This is a genomic window from Streptomyces sp. NBC_00425 (assembly GCF_036030735.1).
In the GTDB taxonomy this organism is placed as follows: Bacteria; Actinomycetota; Actinomycetes; order Streptomycetales; family Streptomycetaceae; genus Streptomyces.
Genome location: NZ_CP107928.1, coordinates 5099076 through 5113661 on the forward strand (window position 1 = coordinate 5099076; position 14586 = coordinate 5113661).

14 protein-coding genes are annotated in these 14586 nt (G+C 70.3%); 11 read left to right on the forward strand and 3 right to left on the reverse strand.

Annotated elements, in window-relative coordinates:
- Positions 1–57: 57 nt before the first annotated feature.
- The 5 genes from OHS82_RS21955 (at position 58) to OHS82_RS21975 (ending at position 4243) form a co-directional block, all read left to right on the forward strand.
- Positions 58–747, forward strand: a complete 690-nt coding sequence (locus OHS82_RS21955) for a DUF5819 family protein (RefSeq protein ID WP_057576423.1) — start codon at positions 58–60, stop codon at positions 745–747.
- Positions 737–1933, forward strand: coding sequence for an HTTM domain-containing protein (locus OHS82_RS21960; protein ID WP_328434330.1), 1197 nt, complete (start codon positions 737–739; stop codon positions 1931–1933). Before OHS82_RS21955 ends, OHS82_RS21960 begins: the two co-directional genes overlap by 11 nt.
- A gap of 437 nt (positions 1934–2370) precedes the next feature.
- The gene (locus tag OHS82_RS21965) at positions 2371–2856 is read left to right on the forward strand and encodes a DUF4265 domain-containing protein (RefSeq protein ID WP_057576420.1); all 486 of its coding nucleotides are present in this window, start codon (positions 2371–2373) and stop codon (positions 2854–2856) included.
- 449 nt (positions 2857–3305) lie between these two features.
- The gene (locus OHS82_RS21970; RefSeq protein ID WP_157876302.1) at positions 3306–3443 is read left to right on the forward strand and encodes a hypothetical protein; all 138 of its coding nucleotides are present in this window, start codon (positions 3306–3308) and stop codon (positions 3441–3443) included.
- Positions 3440–4243: a DUF2637 domain-containing protein gene (locus OHS82_RS21975; protein WP_242433023.1), complete on the forward strand. Its 804-nt coding sequence runs from the start codon at positions 3440–3442 to the stop codon at positions 4241–4243. Before OHS82_RS21970 ends, OHS82_RS21975 begins: the two co-directional genes overlap by 4 nt.
- Positions 4244–4331: 88 nt before the next feature.
- Here OHS82_RS21975 and OHS82_RS21980 read toward each other — a convergent pair whose 3' ends face one another.
- The 3 genes from OHS82_RS21980 to OHS82_RS21990 form a co-directional block, all read right to left on the reverse strand.
- Positions 4332–5150 (reverse strand): SGNH/GDSL hydrolase family protein, encoded by an 819-nt coding sequence (locus tag OHS82_RS21980; RefSeq protein ID WP_057576418.1) that lies wholly within the window; start codon positions 5148–5150, stop codon positions 4332–4334.
- Positions 5137–5706, reverse strand: coding sequence for a PadR family transcriptional regulator (locus OHS82_RS21985; protein WP_057576417.1), 570 nt, complete (start codon positions 5704–5706; stop codon positions 5137–5139). Before OHS82_RS21985 ends, OHS82_RS21980 begins: the two co-directional genes overlap by 14 nt.
- Positions 5707–5796: 90 nt before the next feature.
- A complete protein-coding gene (locus OHS82_RS21990) occupies positions 5797–6234 on the reverse strand; it encodes a MarR family winged helix-turn-helix transcriptional regulator (RefSeq protein ID WP_242433022.1) in 438 nt (145 codons plus the stop codon).
- 330 nt (positions 6235–6564) lie between these two features.
- On the opposite strand from OHS82_RS21990, the gene OHS82_RS21995 reads away from it, so the two are divergent.
- The 6 genes from OHS82_RS21995 (at position 6565) to OHS82_RS22020 (ending at position 14583) form a co-directional block, all read left to right on the forward strand.
- On the forward strand, positions 6565–6993 hold the full coding sequence (locus OHS82_RS21995; RefSeq protein WP_057576414.1) for a hypothetical protein: 429 nt from the start codon (positions 6565–6567) through the stop codon (positions 6991–6993).
- Positions 6911–7930 (forward strand): DUF2797 domain-containing protein, encoded by a 1020-nt coding sequence (locus tag OHS82_RS22000; protein WP_328434331.1) that lies wholly within the window; start codon positions 6911–6913, stop codon positions 7928–7930. The genes OHS82_RS21995 and OHS82_RS22000 overlap by 83 nt, the downstream gene beginning before the upstream one ends.
- Positions 7931–8334: 404 nt before the next feature.
- Positions 8335–9075, forward strand: coding sequence for a response regulator transcription factor (locus OHS82_RS22005; RefSeq protein ID WP_057576699.1), 741 nt, complete (start codon positions 8335–8337; stop codon positions 9073–9075).
- Positions 9072–10709: a HAMP domain-containing sensor histidine kinase gene (locus OHS82_RS22010; protein WP_328434332.1), complete on the forward strand. Its 1638-nt coding sequence runs from the start codon at positions 9072–9074 to the stop codon at positions 10707–10709. The genes OHS82_RS22005 and OHS82_RS22010 overlap by 4 nt, the downstream gene beginning before the upstream one ends.
- A 14-nt stretch (positions 10710–10723) precedes the next feature.
- Entirely contained in the window at positions 10724–12361 is a 1638-nt protein-coding gene (locus OHS82_RS22015) for a bifunctional glycosyltransferase family 2/GtrA family protein (protein WP_328434333.1), read from the forward strand.
- Complete coding sequence (locus OHS82_RS22020) at positions 12358–14583, forward strand: ArnT family glycosyltransferase (protein ID WP_328434334.1); 2226 nt, start codon at positions 12358–12360, stop codon at positions 14581–14583. Before OHS82_RS22015 ends, OHS82_RS22020 begins: the two co-directional genes overlap by 4 nt.
- Positions 14584–14586 lie beyond the last annotated feature (3 nt).

A 14586-nucleotide genomic window follows, 5' to 3' on the forward strand; every position in this document is an offset into this window, starting at 1 on the left:
GCCGTTGAAACGAGGAAGACAGGGTGCGTGGTGTCGAGCGGTATTGACTCAGCGGATGTGAAGGAATTCCAGCACTCCGAAGCCGGTCCGGTCGTGCAGGAACGGCCTGACGCGACGGCTGCGCCGCCCAAGCTGCCGAGAGGCGCCCGTGTGCTGAAATGCGGACTGTGCGCCACCGTGGTCCTGTGCCTGATGGCGAGTGTCTTCCACGTGCTTCTCGTGTTTCTCCACGTGGCACCGGCCAACACCATCTCCAAGCGGTACAGTCCGCTGATCAATTCATGGGTGTACCCCTTCTTCGAACAGAATTGGCGGCTTTTCGCTCCGGACCCCGAATCCGTCAACCGGCAGATTCTGGCGAGAACCGCGCACACCGGCTCCGACGGATCGGTCGAGGTGAGTCCCTGGTTCGACCTGACCGCCGTGGACCGTTCCGCGGTCGTGCATGATCCGTTCCCGAGCCACACGGCACAGAACATGTTGCGCCGCGCCTGGGCCGGCTACGTCGACTCTCACGGAGGAGACGACAACGCGCGCACCGAACGTGCCCTGATGATGCAGAAGTACCTGAGCAACATCGCCGCGGACCGCGCCGCCGCCCGCGAGAACGGACCCTTCGACTTCATCCAGCTCCGCGTCGTCGCACTGTCCATCCCCGCGCCCGGCCCCGCCGCCGGCAATCGCCCGCCGACGCCGGCCGAGAACCGGCTCCTGCCCTGGTGGAAGGTGACCCGCCATGGAAAATGAGGCGCAGAGGTCCGCGTCCGTCGGCGTCGACCGGTGGCTCGCCGGCCGGATCACCGGCCTGTGGGACCTCCTGACCGGGCGTCCGGTGTCCCTGTACGCGGCGTCGGTGCTGCGCATCGGCTACGGACTGCTCTACCTGATCTTTCTGCTGCGCGAGTTCCCGCACCGGGACGAGATCTGGGGTCCGGGTTCTGCATGGACGCCCGCCCTGGCACACCAGCTCTTCGAGCAGACGGGCTGGTTCAGCGTTCTGGCCCTGTCAAACAGTCGTGCCTACTTCGAGCTCTGCTACGTGCTGGCGCTCGTCACGGCCGCACTGTTCATGCTGGGCTGGCGAACCCGTGTCCTGTCGGTCCTCTTCGCAGTCGTGGTGACCTCGTTCCACGGCCGGGCGATCTTCATGACGGACGGGGGCGACAACCTGGTCCTGCTGATGTCCCTCTACCTCGTCCTCACCGCCTGCGGCCGACGCTGGTCCCTGGACGCACGCAGAAGCATGCTGAAGGCGGCCCGTACGGGCAGTGCGCCGGAACCGGTCGGGAGTGCCTTCGCCCGGCAACTTTGCGATGCCAGGACCACTTTGATCACGGCGATGCACAACTGCGGCATGTTCGTCATCGCGGCGCAGGTCTGCTTCCTCTACGGATCAGCCGGCCTGTACAAGGTCCAGGGAGCCTTCTGGGGCGGCGGCACCGCGCTCCACTACGTCCTGAACCTCGAACTGTTCCAGCCCTGGCCCGCCATCTCGGCCTTCGTCGACGAGCACACGCTCGTGGTCGCCGTCTTCGGCTACATGACCGTGCTCCTACAGGTGGCCTTCCCGTTCGTGCTCTTCGGCAGGCTCAAGTATCCCGTTCTGGCCATGCTCCTGGGCATGCATATCGGCATCGCCGTGCTGATGGGGCTGCCTCTCTTCTCCGGTGCGATGATCGTCGCGGACGCCGTGTTCCTTCCCGATCGCTTCTACACCCTCCTGCCCCACCTCTGCCGACGCGCGGGGCGGCGGACGGACAGCAGCAGGCCGTGGCCCGGACCAGCGGCAGGCCCCGGAGCCGTACCTGTGCAAGGCGGGCCGGGCCGTGTGCCCGGCGCGACGCGTCGAGTCGTGCTCCCGACAGTGCGGAAAGGCACGATGCCTGCCGCCGAGCCCGCTTCCCCCGGGGCCCCCTCACCGACGACCGAGTGACCCGGCCACCGTGACAGGGGACCGAAAACCCGCCTGCTTCACTTGGTGCGCCAAACCGAAGCAGGCCCCAGCCGGGGCCCAACTCGAGGTTGGGCGCATGGCATGGGGCCTGATGCGTTGGTCGAGCCTTCGGACGGTGGTGCCGCTGCGGAGGGCCGCCAGAGCAGCCACGGACGCCTCGTCGTCACCGGCCAACAGCTGTTCCAGCACATGCCGTTCCATGGTCACCCCTCCCCGCCGGGATCCTGCGGTACAGCAGCCGGATACCGCAAGCCCAGCAATCCTCCGCGTCGTTTGTATTCTGCCGAGTGCGCAGCCGGCCAGAGGCCCTGAGGATCACTCCTCAGGACGGTGATGCCGGCCCGCCGCGCTGCCGTGTCCGTCGTTCGGGGCACCCGGCTGTGGCCGGTGTGTCGGAGGGTTGCATTCTGGGTGCCATGGCGAACCCCGAGGGCCCGTATGTGAAGGTGCATTTCCGGCTTGAGATCGAGGACGACTGGCCCCCGGCGTCGGTGGAGAGTCTGTGGGCGGTCGACCAAGGGGACGGCACCGCGCGGCTCGACAACATTCCCTGGTTCGTCCGGTCCATCGCCTGCGGGGACATCGTGGCCACGGAGCCCGACGAGGAGGGCGTTCGATGGGCCGGCGAGGTGGTTCGGCGTTCCGAGAACTGCACCATCCGCCTCGTCGTGTTGCGGGACGGCGGTTCGGGAGCCGCACGGCAGAGCGTGCTCAACGCGTTCCACGAACTGGGAGTCTGCGGTGAGGGCATAGAACGGTTCCGCATGGTCGCCCTGGACGTCCCTCCCGCCGCCGACATCGCCAAGGTGCGGAAGCTGCTCAACCACGGGGTGGCCAAGGAGTGGTGGCACATGGAAGAAGGCTGTGTCACCGCGCAGTGGCGAGCCGCCTCCCTCGGCTGAGGCCGTTCATGTGATCCGCGACCAGGCCGTCCCCGGGCCGTCCCCGCGCCGTCCGAGGTTGCTCGACAGTGACCGCCGACGACCGACGACCGACGACCGACGACGGACAGCGGACGGGCATGCGTCCGCTCCTGAGCGCTGTGGGTGGCGGATCATATTTCCGATCGGGGGGCTGAGAGGAAAATTCGTTCTGCCCATAACGTGTGGAGTGCGTGAATGACATTAATGACGAAACGTTCTCCCCAGTAATTCCGTTATGGTGCGGTCACTCATTTGCCGCGCATCTGGAGGAGGGGTGGCGCCGTTAGCGGAATATGACGACAGCAAGAACCCAGGGTCTGCCTCAACGCAACGCGAGGACAGATGATCCGACTGCGGGCCATGATCTGGCAGTGGGTAAATGCAGCTTTTCGCCCGGTGTGACATACTCTTCGGCTGCGGCGCAGAGCGTGGTGATCGAAGACGGTGCGTGGGTCGAGCGGCAGGCTGCTGAGTCGCTCCTCCGCGAGTTCCTTGCCCTGCTGGAGGGAATCCAGAAGGAACTCAATTCGCGGTGGAACGGCCAGGAACTCTTCGGCCGGCCGTGACGTGGACCACGCCCGACGGGCGCATTCCTGTGAATCCTGACTACGAGGAACCCTCCTTCGCGCGGCGTGATCGTTATTCCGACGCGTACGCCTATGGGGCGGGCGCCGGATGGAACGGCGGACCTGCCGACAGCGTCCAGGCGGGGGTTCCCCTGGCCGCGGCCGACCCGGGCTGGGATCCGGTGGAAGAACTCGCCTATCTCATGCAGGAGGCCGTCACGGCGGAGCAGGCGGCCAGGGTGCCGCCGCCTCGCGGCGAGCCCACGCCCGGCGGCGACTTCATCGACCCGATGGAGAGCCTCGCGCAGATCACCGCTCAGCTGCCGCCACCCCGAAGGTCTTCCGCAGGTCATCGCAAGATCTCAGGTCGAAAACTCCGGCTCAAGTGGTTGCGGACCGGCAGTTTCGTGATCGTGGCACTCGTCGCCGTCATCGTGGCGATGGTCAGCGTCTTCGGCGGCATGGTGGCCTACCGGCCACTGCAGAACATCACGTCCGGATCGGACCACGGAATGGTCCCGTCGTGGCCTCTCCTCGTGTACGGCCCCTGGATGGTGGCCTCTCTCTCCATTCTCCGGACCGCTCTGCATCAGCGCCGAGCCGTCCACTCGTGGTTCATCGTTCTGCTCTTCTCCTCCGTGGCGATAATGCTGTGCATCGCGCAGGCGGACAGAACCTTCACCGGAATCGCCGGGGCTTCCCTTCCCGCTCTCGCGTCCCTCGCCTGCTTCCAACAGCTCGTCCGTCAGATCACCCTGACCCTGCCACCGCGACAGAGCACGCGTCGGCACCGTCAGTAGCGACGGAGTCCGGCAGGGAGTGGAACGAGTCGTCTCGAATCAGCGGCGAGAGCGGGGACGGCGATTGCCCGCCCGGGGGACGCCGTCGCTACGGAGATTCCCGTCGAGCGTTGTTGGCGGCAGAGCCGGGCGGGGGGCCGACGGGCAGGAGCTGAGGGCGTCTGGCGGTGCGACCGTCGCCGGAGGACCGGCCGCGCAGACGGCGTCCGAGCCAGGGGCCGAGGTATGCGGCCGCCCAGCGCAGTTCGGCTTCTGCGGCCTGCCGGCGCGAGGGGACCCGCTGTGGCGGGAGGGGGAGGGTCCAGTCGTCGTCGGCTCCGGGCAGGTGGATGGCCCGGGCGAGGGCCGCGGCGATCCGTTCGTGGCCGAGAGAGCTGGCGTGGAGGCGGTCCGCGGTCCACATCCGCGGGTCGGTGGTGACGGCATGCCGGCCGGTTTCGGCGACCGTGACCCCGTGCCGGGCGGCCGCGGCGCGGATACGGGTGTTGAGGTCGAACACGCGGGCCCTGACGGGCCGGGCCAGCGGCACGATCTTTCCGACGTCGGGGAAGGTCAGTGTCGCCACGTGGGTCCCGGCGTCCGTGAGCGCGGCGAACATGTCCTCCAGGTGTCCCGCCACCTCCTCGGCGTCGTACCGGGGCCGGAGCAGGTCGTTGACGCCGGCGACGACGGTGGCCAGGTCGGGGCGCAGGGCCAGGGCGGGCCCCAGCTGTTCGGCGCGGACCTGGCCGGCCGTGCGTCCTCGTACGGCCAGATTGGCGTACCGGAGACCGGGGTTGACGGCTGCGAGGTGCTCGGCGAGCCGGTCGGCGAAGCCGCGCAGGCCGACGGTGTCGTCCCCGTCGCCCAGTCCTTCGGTCTGGCTGTCGCCCAGGGCCACGTAGCGCACGTAGTCACCGCTCGGCATGAGCCGCCCGCCTTTCCCGCAGGACGGTCGCGATCCGCAGGCACCAGTCCCGGTGGCCCTGCTCGAAGTCGAGGCCGCGCAGACAGGTCAGGTAGGGCCCGATCCGCTCGCCTCGGCGAAGGAAATCCTCTTCGTCCGCGTCGCCGCGCAGCTGTCGCAGCAGCTTGCCGAGCAGCTCGATCTTGGCCTCGGCCGCGGCCGCCCGCTCTTCGAGCTGTGCGATCACCGACGCGGTGCCGATGCGGTCGGCGACCTGGACCTTGACCAGCAGATCGTCGCGGATGAACGAGGGCTTCGCCACGGCCGCGGCGAACTCCTCCAGTTCGGCGCGACCGGCGTCCGTGACGTGGAACAGCCGCTTGTTGGGCCGGGTCTCCTGGATCACCTGCCGCCCCGCGACCAGCCCTTCCTTCTCCAGTTTGGCCAGTTCGGTGTACAGCTGCTGGGGCAGCGCATGCCAGAAGTTCGCCACGCCGACGTCGAACGCCTTCGCCAGTTGGTACCCGCTGTATTCGCCGTCCAGCAGCGCTGCCAGCACGGCATGTCGCAAGGCCATCGAAGCAGCCCCCTCCTTCTCCGTCCGCCTACGCCTCCTCCGCCAGGATACTCAAGAAAATGACTAATCGCATCATTGAATAAAGTGGGGTCATTCGCCCGGGTCGTGCCGGAGTCGCAGCTCCTCGCGATAGGAGTTGGCGAGGGCGGTCGCGCGGGTGAACCAGTCCGTCAGGACGGCGATCTCCTCCGGCGAGTAGTCGGCGAAGAGGGCGTTGAGGCGGACGTAGTGCGGCTCGTAGAGGGCGTAGGCCCTGGCCACTGCCGAGGGGACGGCTGCCACGCGGACCCGGCGCCGGTCCTGGGGGTCGGACCTGCGGGTGACGTAGCCGGCGCGTTCCAGGCGGTTGAGGATGCCGGTCACCGCGCCCGTCGTGACCTGGACGCGCGCCGCGAGGTCCCCGGCGGTGAGGAGATCCTCGCCGGCCTGGAGGACGTAGGCGAAGCAGGTCAGGTCCGTGACGTTCAGGCCCAGGCGCTGGGCCATCTCCTGCTGCCCGATCATGCTGGCCGCGATGAGGTCGTCCATCGCGGAGAGCGCTTGGGCGGGGGTCGCGGCGGGGCGGGAGGGCGATTGCGGGGACGGGTGCGGGGACGGGTGCGGGGACGGAGGCGGCGGCTCGGGTGTCATCGCGGGGGCCGGTTCCTCTCCGGGGCGTTTCGGGTGCGTGCGTGGGCCGCACGGTGTCGTGCGGGCTGATCACAGGCGGCCGGCGGCCGGTGGCCGGCGGCTGACGCCCGGTGGGCGGTCGCGGGTGGGCTGGGCGGTGGGTTCGTGCTGGGTCCTTGTTATCTGCTTTCTGTTTGTCTTACCTTGTAAGAGGTTTCCAATCTGAACTTCTTAGATCGTGAGGGATTCATGGCCGGGCATGGATACGACGAGGGGCACACGATCGCCGGATGGACCGGCGTGGCCATCGTGGCCGTCGGGGGCTCCGCGATGGGCGTCGGCGTGTGTGTCGGCTCGGCGCTCGCGGTGGTCGGCGGCGGCGTCGTCCTCGGGTTGAGCGCGCTGGTCACATGGGGTCTGCACCTCGCCGGGTGGGGCAAGCCGCCAGGAGTGCGCCCACGGTCGGAATGGGGGATGCGGGTGCGGGACCCGTGGGCCCGGGACGGTCATCCGGGGTGCGTCGGGTGCCGGCTCGCCGGGCGGGGGCGCACGACCGTCACCGCGTTGTCGGTGCCGGGGCCTACCGTTGCGGGTGATGGCACAGGCATGGAAGTGCGCGGGGCTGCGGTGGTCGTCGGCGGAGGGCCCCGCGCTGATGTGGGACGGGGCCCGTCCTAGCCCGCTGACCTGGGGCAAGCGGGTCTCGTTCGGTGTGGTCGCGGGCGGTGTGCGGCAGTGTGCCGGGGCTCGGGGGCACCCGTGTCCGGTGCGGGCGGCCGTGTCGGGGAGGAGCACGGGGGCCCGGTGCGAGGAGTGCGCGCGACTGGACCGGGCGCACTCCGTCGCGGCCGACGGGATCGCCGACGACCCCCGCCCCTACCGGGTGTACCTCGCCTGGTTCGGGCCCGGGCTCGTCAAGGTGGGGATCACGGCGGCCGAGCGGGGGCCCGTGCGACTGCTGGAGCAGGGCGCGGTCTGCTTCAGCTGGCTCGGGGTCGGGCCGCTGATGGCCGCCCGCCGCACCGAGGAACTGTTGCGGGCCGCGCTGCGCGTGCCGGACCGGGTGCCGTACGCAGTCAAGCGGGCGGTGCGGTCCACGCTGCCGGCGGGGGAGGAGGAACGGGCGGGTGAGCTGCGCGAGGTGTACGGCCGGGCCGTGCAACTGAGCGGCTGGCCCGAGTCGTTGGAGCGCGAGCCGTTCCAACCGGTCGATCATGTACGGGCCTTCGGGCTCGCCGGGGCTCCGGCCGCGCTCGGCGAGGTGAGCGAACTCGTGCCCGGCGGCTCGGTGAGCGGCGAGCTGGTGGCGGCCGTCGGCCCCGACCTGCATCTGGCCACCGACCTGCCTTCGACCCTCGGCCTGCCTTCGACCCTCGGCCTGCCCTCGGCCCTCGGCCTGCCCTCGGCCCTCGGCCCTGCTTCGGTCACAGGCCTTCCTTCGGCCGTCGGCCCCGCTTTTGATGCCGGCGCTCCTTCCACCGGGCGGCGAGGGGTGGTCGTACTCGACACACGGTTGATGCGGGGGTGGCGGCTGGTTCCCGCGGAGGACGGTGAAGTGAGCTTCCCGGTCCGGCAGTTCAGGGTGGCGGAGCATCGCCAGGACGGCCTGTTCTGACAGCCGTCCTCCTGGCGGTCATGCCTCCCGAAGGGTGTGCTTCCGACGGACGTCCGGACTTCGGGCGGCGATCCCGGCCCCCTGCCGGCACATGTGCGCGGCGTGCGTCTCCAGCGCTCCGTGTCTCCAGTGCGCCGCGTTTCCTGTGCGCCGCGTCTCCTGTGCGGCGCCAAGGCGGATCACAGCCGGGCTCCCCTCCCGAGGCCCGCGAGACCTCCGGGGAACGTGGCCCGGACGTCGCGCTGTGACGCCGTACACCAGGGCATTCGCGGGCAACCCGCGCCCTCGGGTGAGAGTGGAGCAAGCGCTTCCCAAGCGTTGCCTGAGAGGCGCCTGTGCGTTTCTCAGGGAAATCACAGACAAGTGAAAGAGTGCTCTCAGCGGGCCCCGACAGGGTGTTCACCATGACCACGACCTCGCCCCAGGGGCGCACCGAACTGCTGAGGCCGGACGGGAGCCCCGTCCGCGTGCTTGTGGTGGACGACGAGCTGTCGATCACCGAACTGCTCTCCATGGCCCTGCGCTACGAGGGATGGCAGATCCGGAGTGCCGGTGACGGCACGGGCGCGATCCAGACCGCCCGTGAGTTCCGGCCCGACGCCGTCGTCCTCGACATGATGCTGCCGGACATGGACGGGCTGACGGTCCTGGGGCGGCTACGCCGTGATCTGCCGGACGTCCCGGTGCTGTTCCTGACGGCCAAGGACGCCGTCGAGGACCGTATCGCCGGGCTCACCGCCGGCGGCGACGACTACGTCACCAAGCCGTTCAGCCTCGAAGAGGTCGTGGCCCGGCTGCGAGGGCTCATCCGGCGCTCCGGCGCCGCCGACCGGCGCTCGGACTCCGTGCTCGTCGTCGGCGACCTGACCCTCGACGAGGACAGCCACGAGGTCTCGCGGGCCGGCGCCAACATCCACCTCACCGCCACCGAGTTCGAGCTGCTGCGCTTCCTGATGCGCAACCCGCGGCGCGTGCTCAGCAAGGCGCAGATCCTGGACCGGGTGTGGTCGTACGACTTCGGCGGTCAGGCCAACGTCGTCGAGCTGTACATCTCCTACCTGCGGCGCAAGATAGACGCCGGCCGTGAGCCGATGATCCACACCCGTCGTGGAGCCGGCTATCTGATCAAGCCCGCCGCGTCATGAACGGGCGACGACGGCCGCGTCCGCAGAAGAGACGAGCGGGAAAGCCGCGCACCCTGCGGACCCGGCTCGTCGTCGTGTCCGTGGCCCTGATCGCCGTCGTCTGCGCGGTGATCGGCACGGTGACCACTCTGGTGCTGCGGGACCACCTCTACGGGCAGCTGGACGGTTCCCTGAAGGAGGCCGCCATGGGCGCCTCCGGCGGGCCGGTCGGAGGACCCGGCGGCCGGGACGCCGCCGAGAACGGAAACACCGCCGGGAGCAGCACCCCGCCCGTGCAGAAGATCTACGGCATCGACAAGTTGGTCACCGGGCCCGGGCCGCAGAAGACGCTCGCGGCCACGGTGGTCAACGGCTTGATCACCAGCGCCAAGGTCGGCAACAAGAAGAACAACGCGGCCGGCTACACGGACATGACCCCCGTGAACCTCAAAGAGACCCAGATCAAGGCGCTCGGCTCGGTCGCCCAGGACCAGAAGCAGCACACCGTCGACATTCCCGGACTCGGCTCCTACCGGGTCCAGTACATCAACGGCAACAACGGCGACTACTACGTCGGCGTCCCCACCTCCGACGTCGACAACACCATCAACACCCTGATCATCGTCGAGATCAGCCTCACCGTCGCCGGGCTTCTCGCGGCCGGTCTCGCCGGCACCGTCATGGTCGGCGTCGCCACCCGCCCCCTCCGGAAGGTCGCCGCCACCGCCACCCGCGTCTCCGAACTCCCCCTGCACACCGGCGAGGTCAACCTCAGCGAGCGGGTGCCGGAGACGGAGACCGATCCGCACACGGAGGTCGGGCAGGTCGGCGCGGCGCTGAACCGGATGCTGAACCACGTCCACGGCGCGCTGCACGCCCGCCAGGAGAGCGAGATGCGGGTCCGGCAGTTCGTCGCGGACGCCAGTCACGAACTGCGGACGCCCCTCGCCTCCATCCGCGGCTACGCCGAGCTGACCCGGCGCGGACGCGAGGAGGTCGGGCCCGACACCAAGCACGCGCTCGGCCGTATCGAGTCCGAGGCCGGCCGGATGACGTTCCTCGTCGAGGACCTGCTCCTGCTCGCCCGGCTCGACGCGGGCCGCCCCCTGCAGTTCGAGCAGACCGACCTCGTCCCGCTGGTCATCGACACCGTCAGCGACGCCCGCGTCGCCGGCAGCGAGCACGTCTGGCGCCTCGAACTTCCCGACGAGCCCGCCCTGGTCTCCGCCGACTCGGCGCGGCTTCAGCAGGTCCTCGTCAACCTGCTCGCCAACGCCCGGACGCACACCCCGCCCGCCACCACCGTCACCGCGCGCGTGCAGCGCCGCGGGCCGTGGCTGTGCGTGGACGTCCAGGACGACGGGCAGGGCATTCCGCCCGACCTGCTGCCGCACGTCTTCGAACGGTTCGCGCGCGGCGACTCCTCGCGCTCCCGCGTGTCCGGCTCGACCGGCCTCGGCCTCGCCATCGTCCAGGCCGTCGCGACCGCGCACGGCGGCGCCGTGACCGTCGACAGCGTCCCCGGACAGACCGTGTTCACCGTGCACCTGCCCGCGCTCGGCCCGGCCCTGCCCAAGCCCGCCCCGGAAACGAACTGGCAACTCGACTCACAGGTCGAGCACAGTGCCACCACATGGGTGCAACAGGGCGCCTGACGAAAGTCGACGACATGCGAACCGACTCTTCTCCCGGCACGCTGCCGGCGCGGGAGCACCTCCCGGCCGCCACAGCCGGTACGCCTGTCCTGGACGTAGTGATCCCCGTCTTCAACGAGGAGAAGGACCTCCAGCCCTGCGTCCAGAGACTGCACGACCACCTGACGCGTACGTTCCCCTACTCCTTCCGGATCACGATCGCGGACAACGCGTCGACCGACACGACCCCTTCGGTGGCGCGCCGGCTGGCGGCGCGGATCCCTGAGGTGCGGAACTTCCGGCTCGAGCAGAAGGGCCGCGGCCGAGCCCTGCGGACCGTCTGGTCCGCCTCGGACGCCCCGATCCTCGCGTACATGGACGTGGACCTGTCCACCGACCTCAACGCGCTGCTGCCGCTGGTGGCGCCGCTGATATCCGGCCACTCCGACCTGGCGATCGGCTCCCGGCTCGCCCATGACTCCCGTGTGGTGCGCGGGCCGAAGCGGGAGTTCATCAGCCGCGCCTACAACCTGATCCTGCGCGGCTCGCTGCAGGCCCGCTTCTCGGACGCGCAGTGCGGGTTCAAGGCGATCCGGCGTGACGTCGCACAGATTCTGCTCCCCCTGGTGGAAGACACCGGCTGGTTCTTCGACACTGAGATGCTGGTGCTCGCCGAGCGCGCCGGCCTCCGTATCCACGAGGTGCCGGTCGACTGGGTCGACGACCCGGACTCCACGGTGCACATCGTGAAGACGGCGACCGACGACCTGAAAGGGGTGTGGCGCGTGGGCAAGGCCCTGGCCACCGGTTCGCTGTCCCTCGACCGGCTCCGCCGTCCGTTCGGCGACGACCCGCGCGACCGCGACATCCAGGACGTGCCGGGGGGCCTGGCCCGTCAGCTGGTCGGGTTCTGCGTCGTCGGCGGTCTGTCCACGCTCTTCTACCTCGTTCTCTACAGCGGTTTCCGCCAGTTCGGCGGCTCGCAGATAGCCAACGCGCTCGCCCTGCTGGTGTCCGCGGTCGCCAACACCGCCGCCAACCGGCGTCTCACCTTCGGAGTGCGGGGGCGCGGCGGGGCCGTCAAACACCAGGCGCAGGGCCTGGTGGTCTTCGGCATCGGCCTGGCGCTGACCAGCGGCTCGCTCGTCGCGCTGAACGCGGCGACCTCCGACCCCGCGCACGCCACCGAGCTGGCCGTCCTCGTCGCCGCCAACCTCGCGGCGACGGTGCTGCGCTTCCTGCTCTTCCGCGTGTGGGTGTTCTCCGACCGGCGCGAGGGTGACGACCCGGCGACGACGACCGGGGCCACCGCCCCCGCCCCGGCCGAGACCTTCGCCGCACCCGCGGGCCCGTCCGCAGCGGCGTACCCGACCGCGAACGCGGGCCCGACGACGTACTCGCCGGGCACGCCGGGCACGCCAGGTATGCCGGGCACACAGACCCCGCACCGGACGGCCACCTCCGCGCAGACCGGCGACCGCTTCGGGCCGCTGCCCCAGCGCTCGGGCCCGCCGCAGCGGCCGGTCACCCGTCCGCACGCCAGCGCCCCGACCACGACCCCGACCCCGACCCACCCCCGCGCCGGCGAAGCCGCGGACGGCACCTGGAGGGACGCCACCCTGCGGATGCAGCCGGTGCGCCCCCACGACACCGAGCCGGGGGACGCCCGATGACCACCCACCTCGACCAGCCGTCGGCCGCCTGGGGCGCGCCGCCCGAGAGCTCCCCGGCGTCCGCGCGCGAAACCGTCGTCCCGGCCCCCGACCCGGGTGAGCCGAAGCAGCCCCTGCACCGCAGACTGTGGCGAGGCCGCCCCGAGGACCCGCGCTGGGCCCGCCCCGCGTTCCTCGGCCTGCTGGCCGCCACGCTTCTCCTCTACCTCTACGACCTGAGCGCCTCCGGCTATGCCAACTCCTTCTACTCGGCGGCCGTCCAGGCGGGCAGCCAGAGCTGGAAGGCCATGTTCTTCGGCTCGCTGGACGCGGGCAACGCGATCACCGTCGACAAGCCCCCGGCCTCTCTGTGGCCGATGGCGCTGTCGGTGCGGATCTTCGGCCTGAACTCGTGGGCGATCCTCGCGCCCGAGGTGCTGATGGGCGTCGGCACGGTCGCCGTCGTCTACGCCTCCGTGCGCCGCCGGTTCAGCCCCGCGGCCGGTCTGATCGCCGGCGCGGTGCTGGCTCTGACCCCCGTCGCCGCGCTCATGTTCCGGTTCAACAACCCGGACGCGATGCTGGCCCTCCTGATGGCTGTGGCCTGCTACTTCACGGCCCGCGCGGTCGAGGACGGCCGGACGAGGTGGCTGGTGTGGGCCGGGGTCGCGATCGGCTTCGCGTTCCTCGCCAAGACCCTGCAGGCGTTCCTGATCCTGCCGCCCCTCGCGCTCGTCCACGCGGTGTGCGCGCCGGTGCCGGTGAAGAAGCGGCTGGGCCAGCTGGCCGTCGCCACGGGCGCGGTGATCGTGTCCGGCGGCTGGTGGGTGGCGATCGTCGAGCTGTGGCCGGCTTCCTCCCGCCCGTACATCGGCGGCTCGCAGAACAACTCCTTCCTGGAGCTGACCTTCGGCTACAACGGCCTCGGCCGCCTCAACGGCGAGGAGACCGGCAGCGTCGGCGGCGGCGGTGGCGGCGGGAACACCGGGCAGTGGGGCGAGACCGGCTGGGACCGGATGTTCAACTCCGAGATCGGCGGCCAGATCTCCTGGCTGCTGCCGGCCGCGCTGGTCCTGCTCGTCGGCGGTCTGGTGGCGACCCGGAAGCTGAAGCGGACGTCGACGACCCGGGGCCTGTTCCTGGTCTGGGGCGGCTCCCTGCTGATCACGATGGCCGTCTTCAGTTACATGGCGGGCATCTTCCACCAGTACTACACGGTGGCCCTCGCCCCCTACATGGCGGCCGTGATCGGCATGGGCGCCGGCGTCCTGTGGGAGAAGCGGTCCGAGGTCTGGGCCTCGCTGACCCTCGCGGCCTCGGTCGTGGCGGCGGCGGCCTGGAGCTACGTCCTGCTCAACCGCACACCCGACTACCTGCCCTGGCTGAAGTGGCTCGTGCTGCTCGGCGGGCTGACCGCCGCGCTCGGCCTGGTCTTCGCGGGCCGCATCAACCGGCAGCTCGCCCTGGCGGCGGCCTCCGTCGGCCTCGTGGCCGCGCTGGCCGGACCGACGGCGTACACCGTCAGCACGCTGCAGGAAGGTCACACCGGCTCCATCGTCACCGCTGGTCCGGCCGGCGCGAGCATGATGGGCGGCGGTCCGGGGGGTGGTGGCCGGGGCGGCTTCGGCGGCAACGGCGGCGGCCCCGGCGGCCAGAGCCGGCAGAACGGCAACGCCAATGGCAACGGCACCACGCAGAACCAGGGCCAGGGCCAGAACCAGCAGGGTGGTGGCACGGGCGGCTTCCCCGGTGGCGGCATGCCGGGCCAGAACCAGCAGAACGGCAACGGCACCACCCAGAACGGCAACGGCAGTACGCAGGGGCAGGGCCGGAACCAGCAGGGCGGCATGCCCGGCGGCGGTGGCGTCGGCGGCCTGCTGAACGGCGCGAGCGTCTCCGCCGAGGCCAAGGAGCTCCTGAAGACCGACTCGGGGAAGTACACGTGGGCCGCGGCGGCGATCGGCGCCCAGAACGCCGCCAGCTACCAGCTCGCCACGGGCGACGCGGTGATGGCGATCGGCGGTTTCAACGGCACCGACCCGTCCCCGACGCTGGCGCAGTTCAAGCAGTACGTGGCCGACGGTGAGATCCACTACTTCATCAGCAGCGGGTCCGGCGGCGGCATGGGCGGCGGCAACAACGGCACGTCCTCGCAGATCACCTCCTGGGTCGAGGCCAACTTCAAAAAGGTGACGGTCGGTTCGTCCACCTTCTACGACCTGACCCAGAAGGCGAGCAGCTGACGA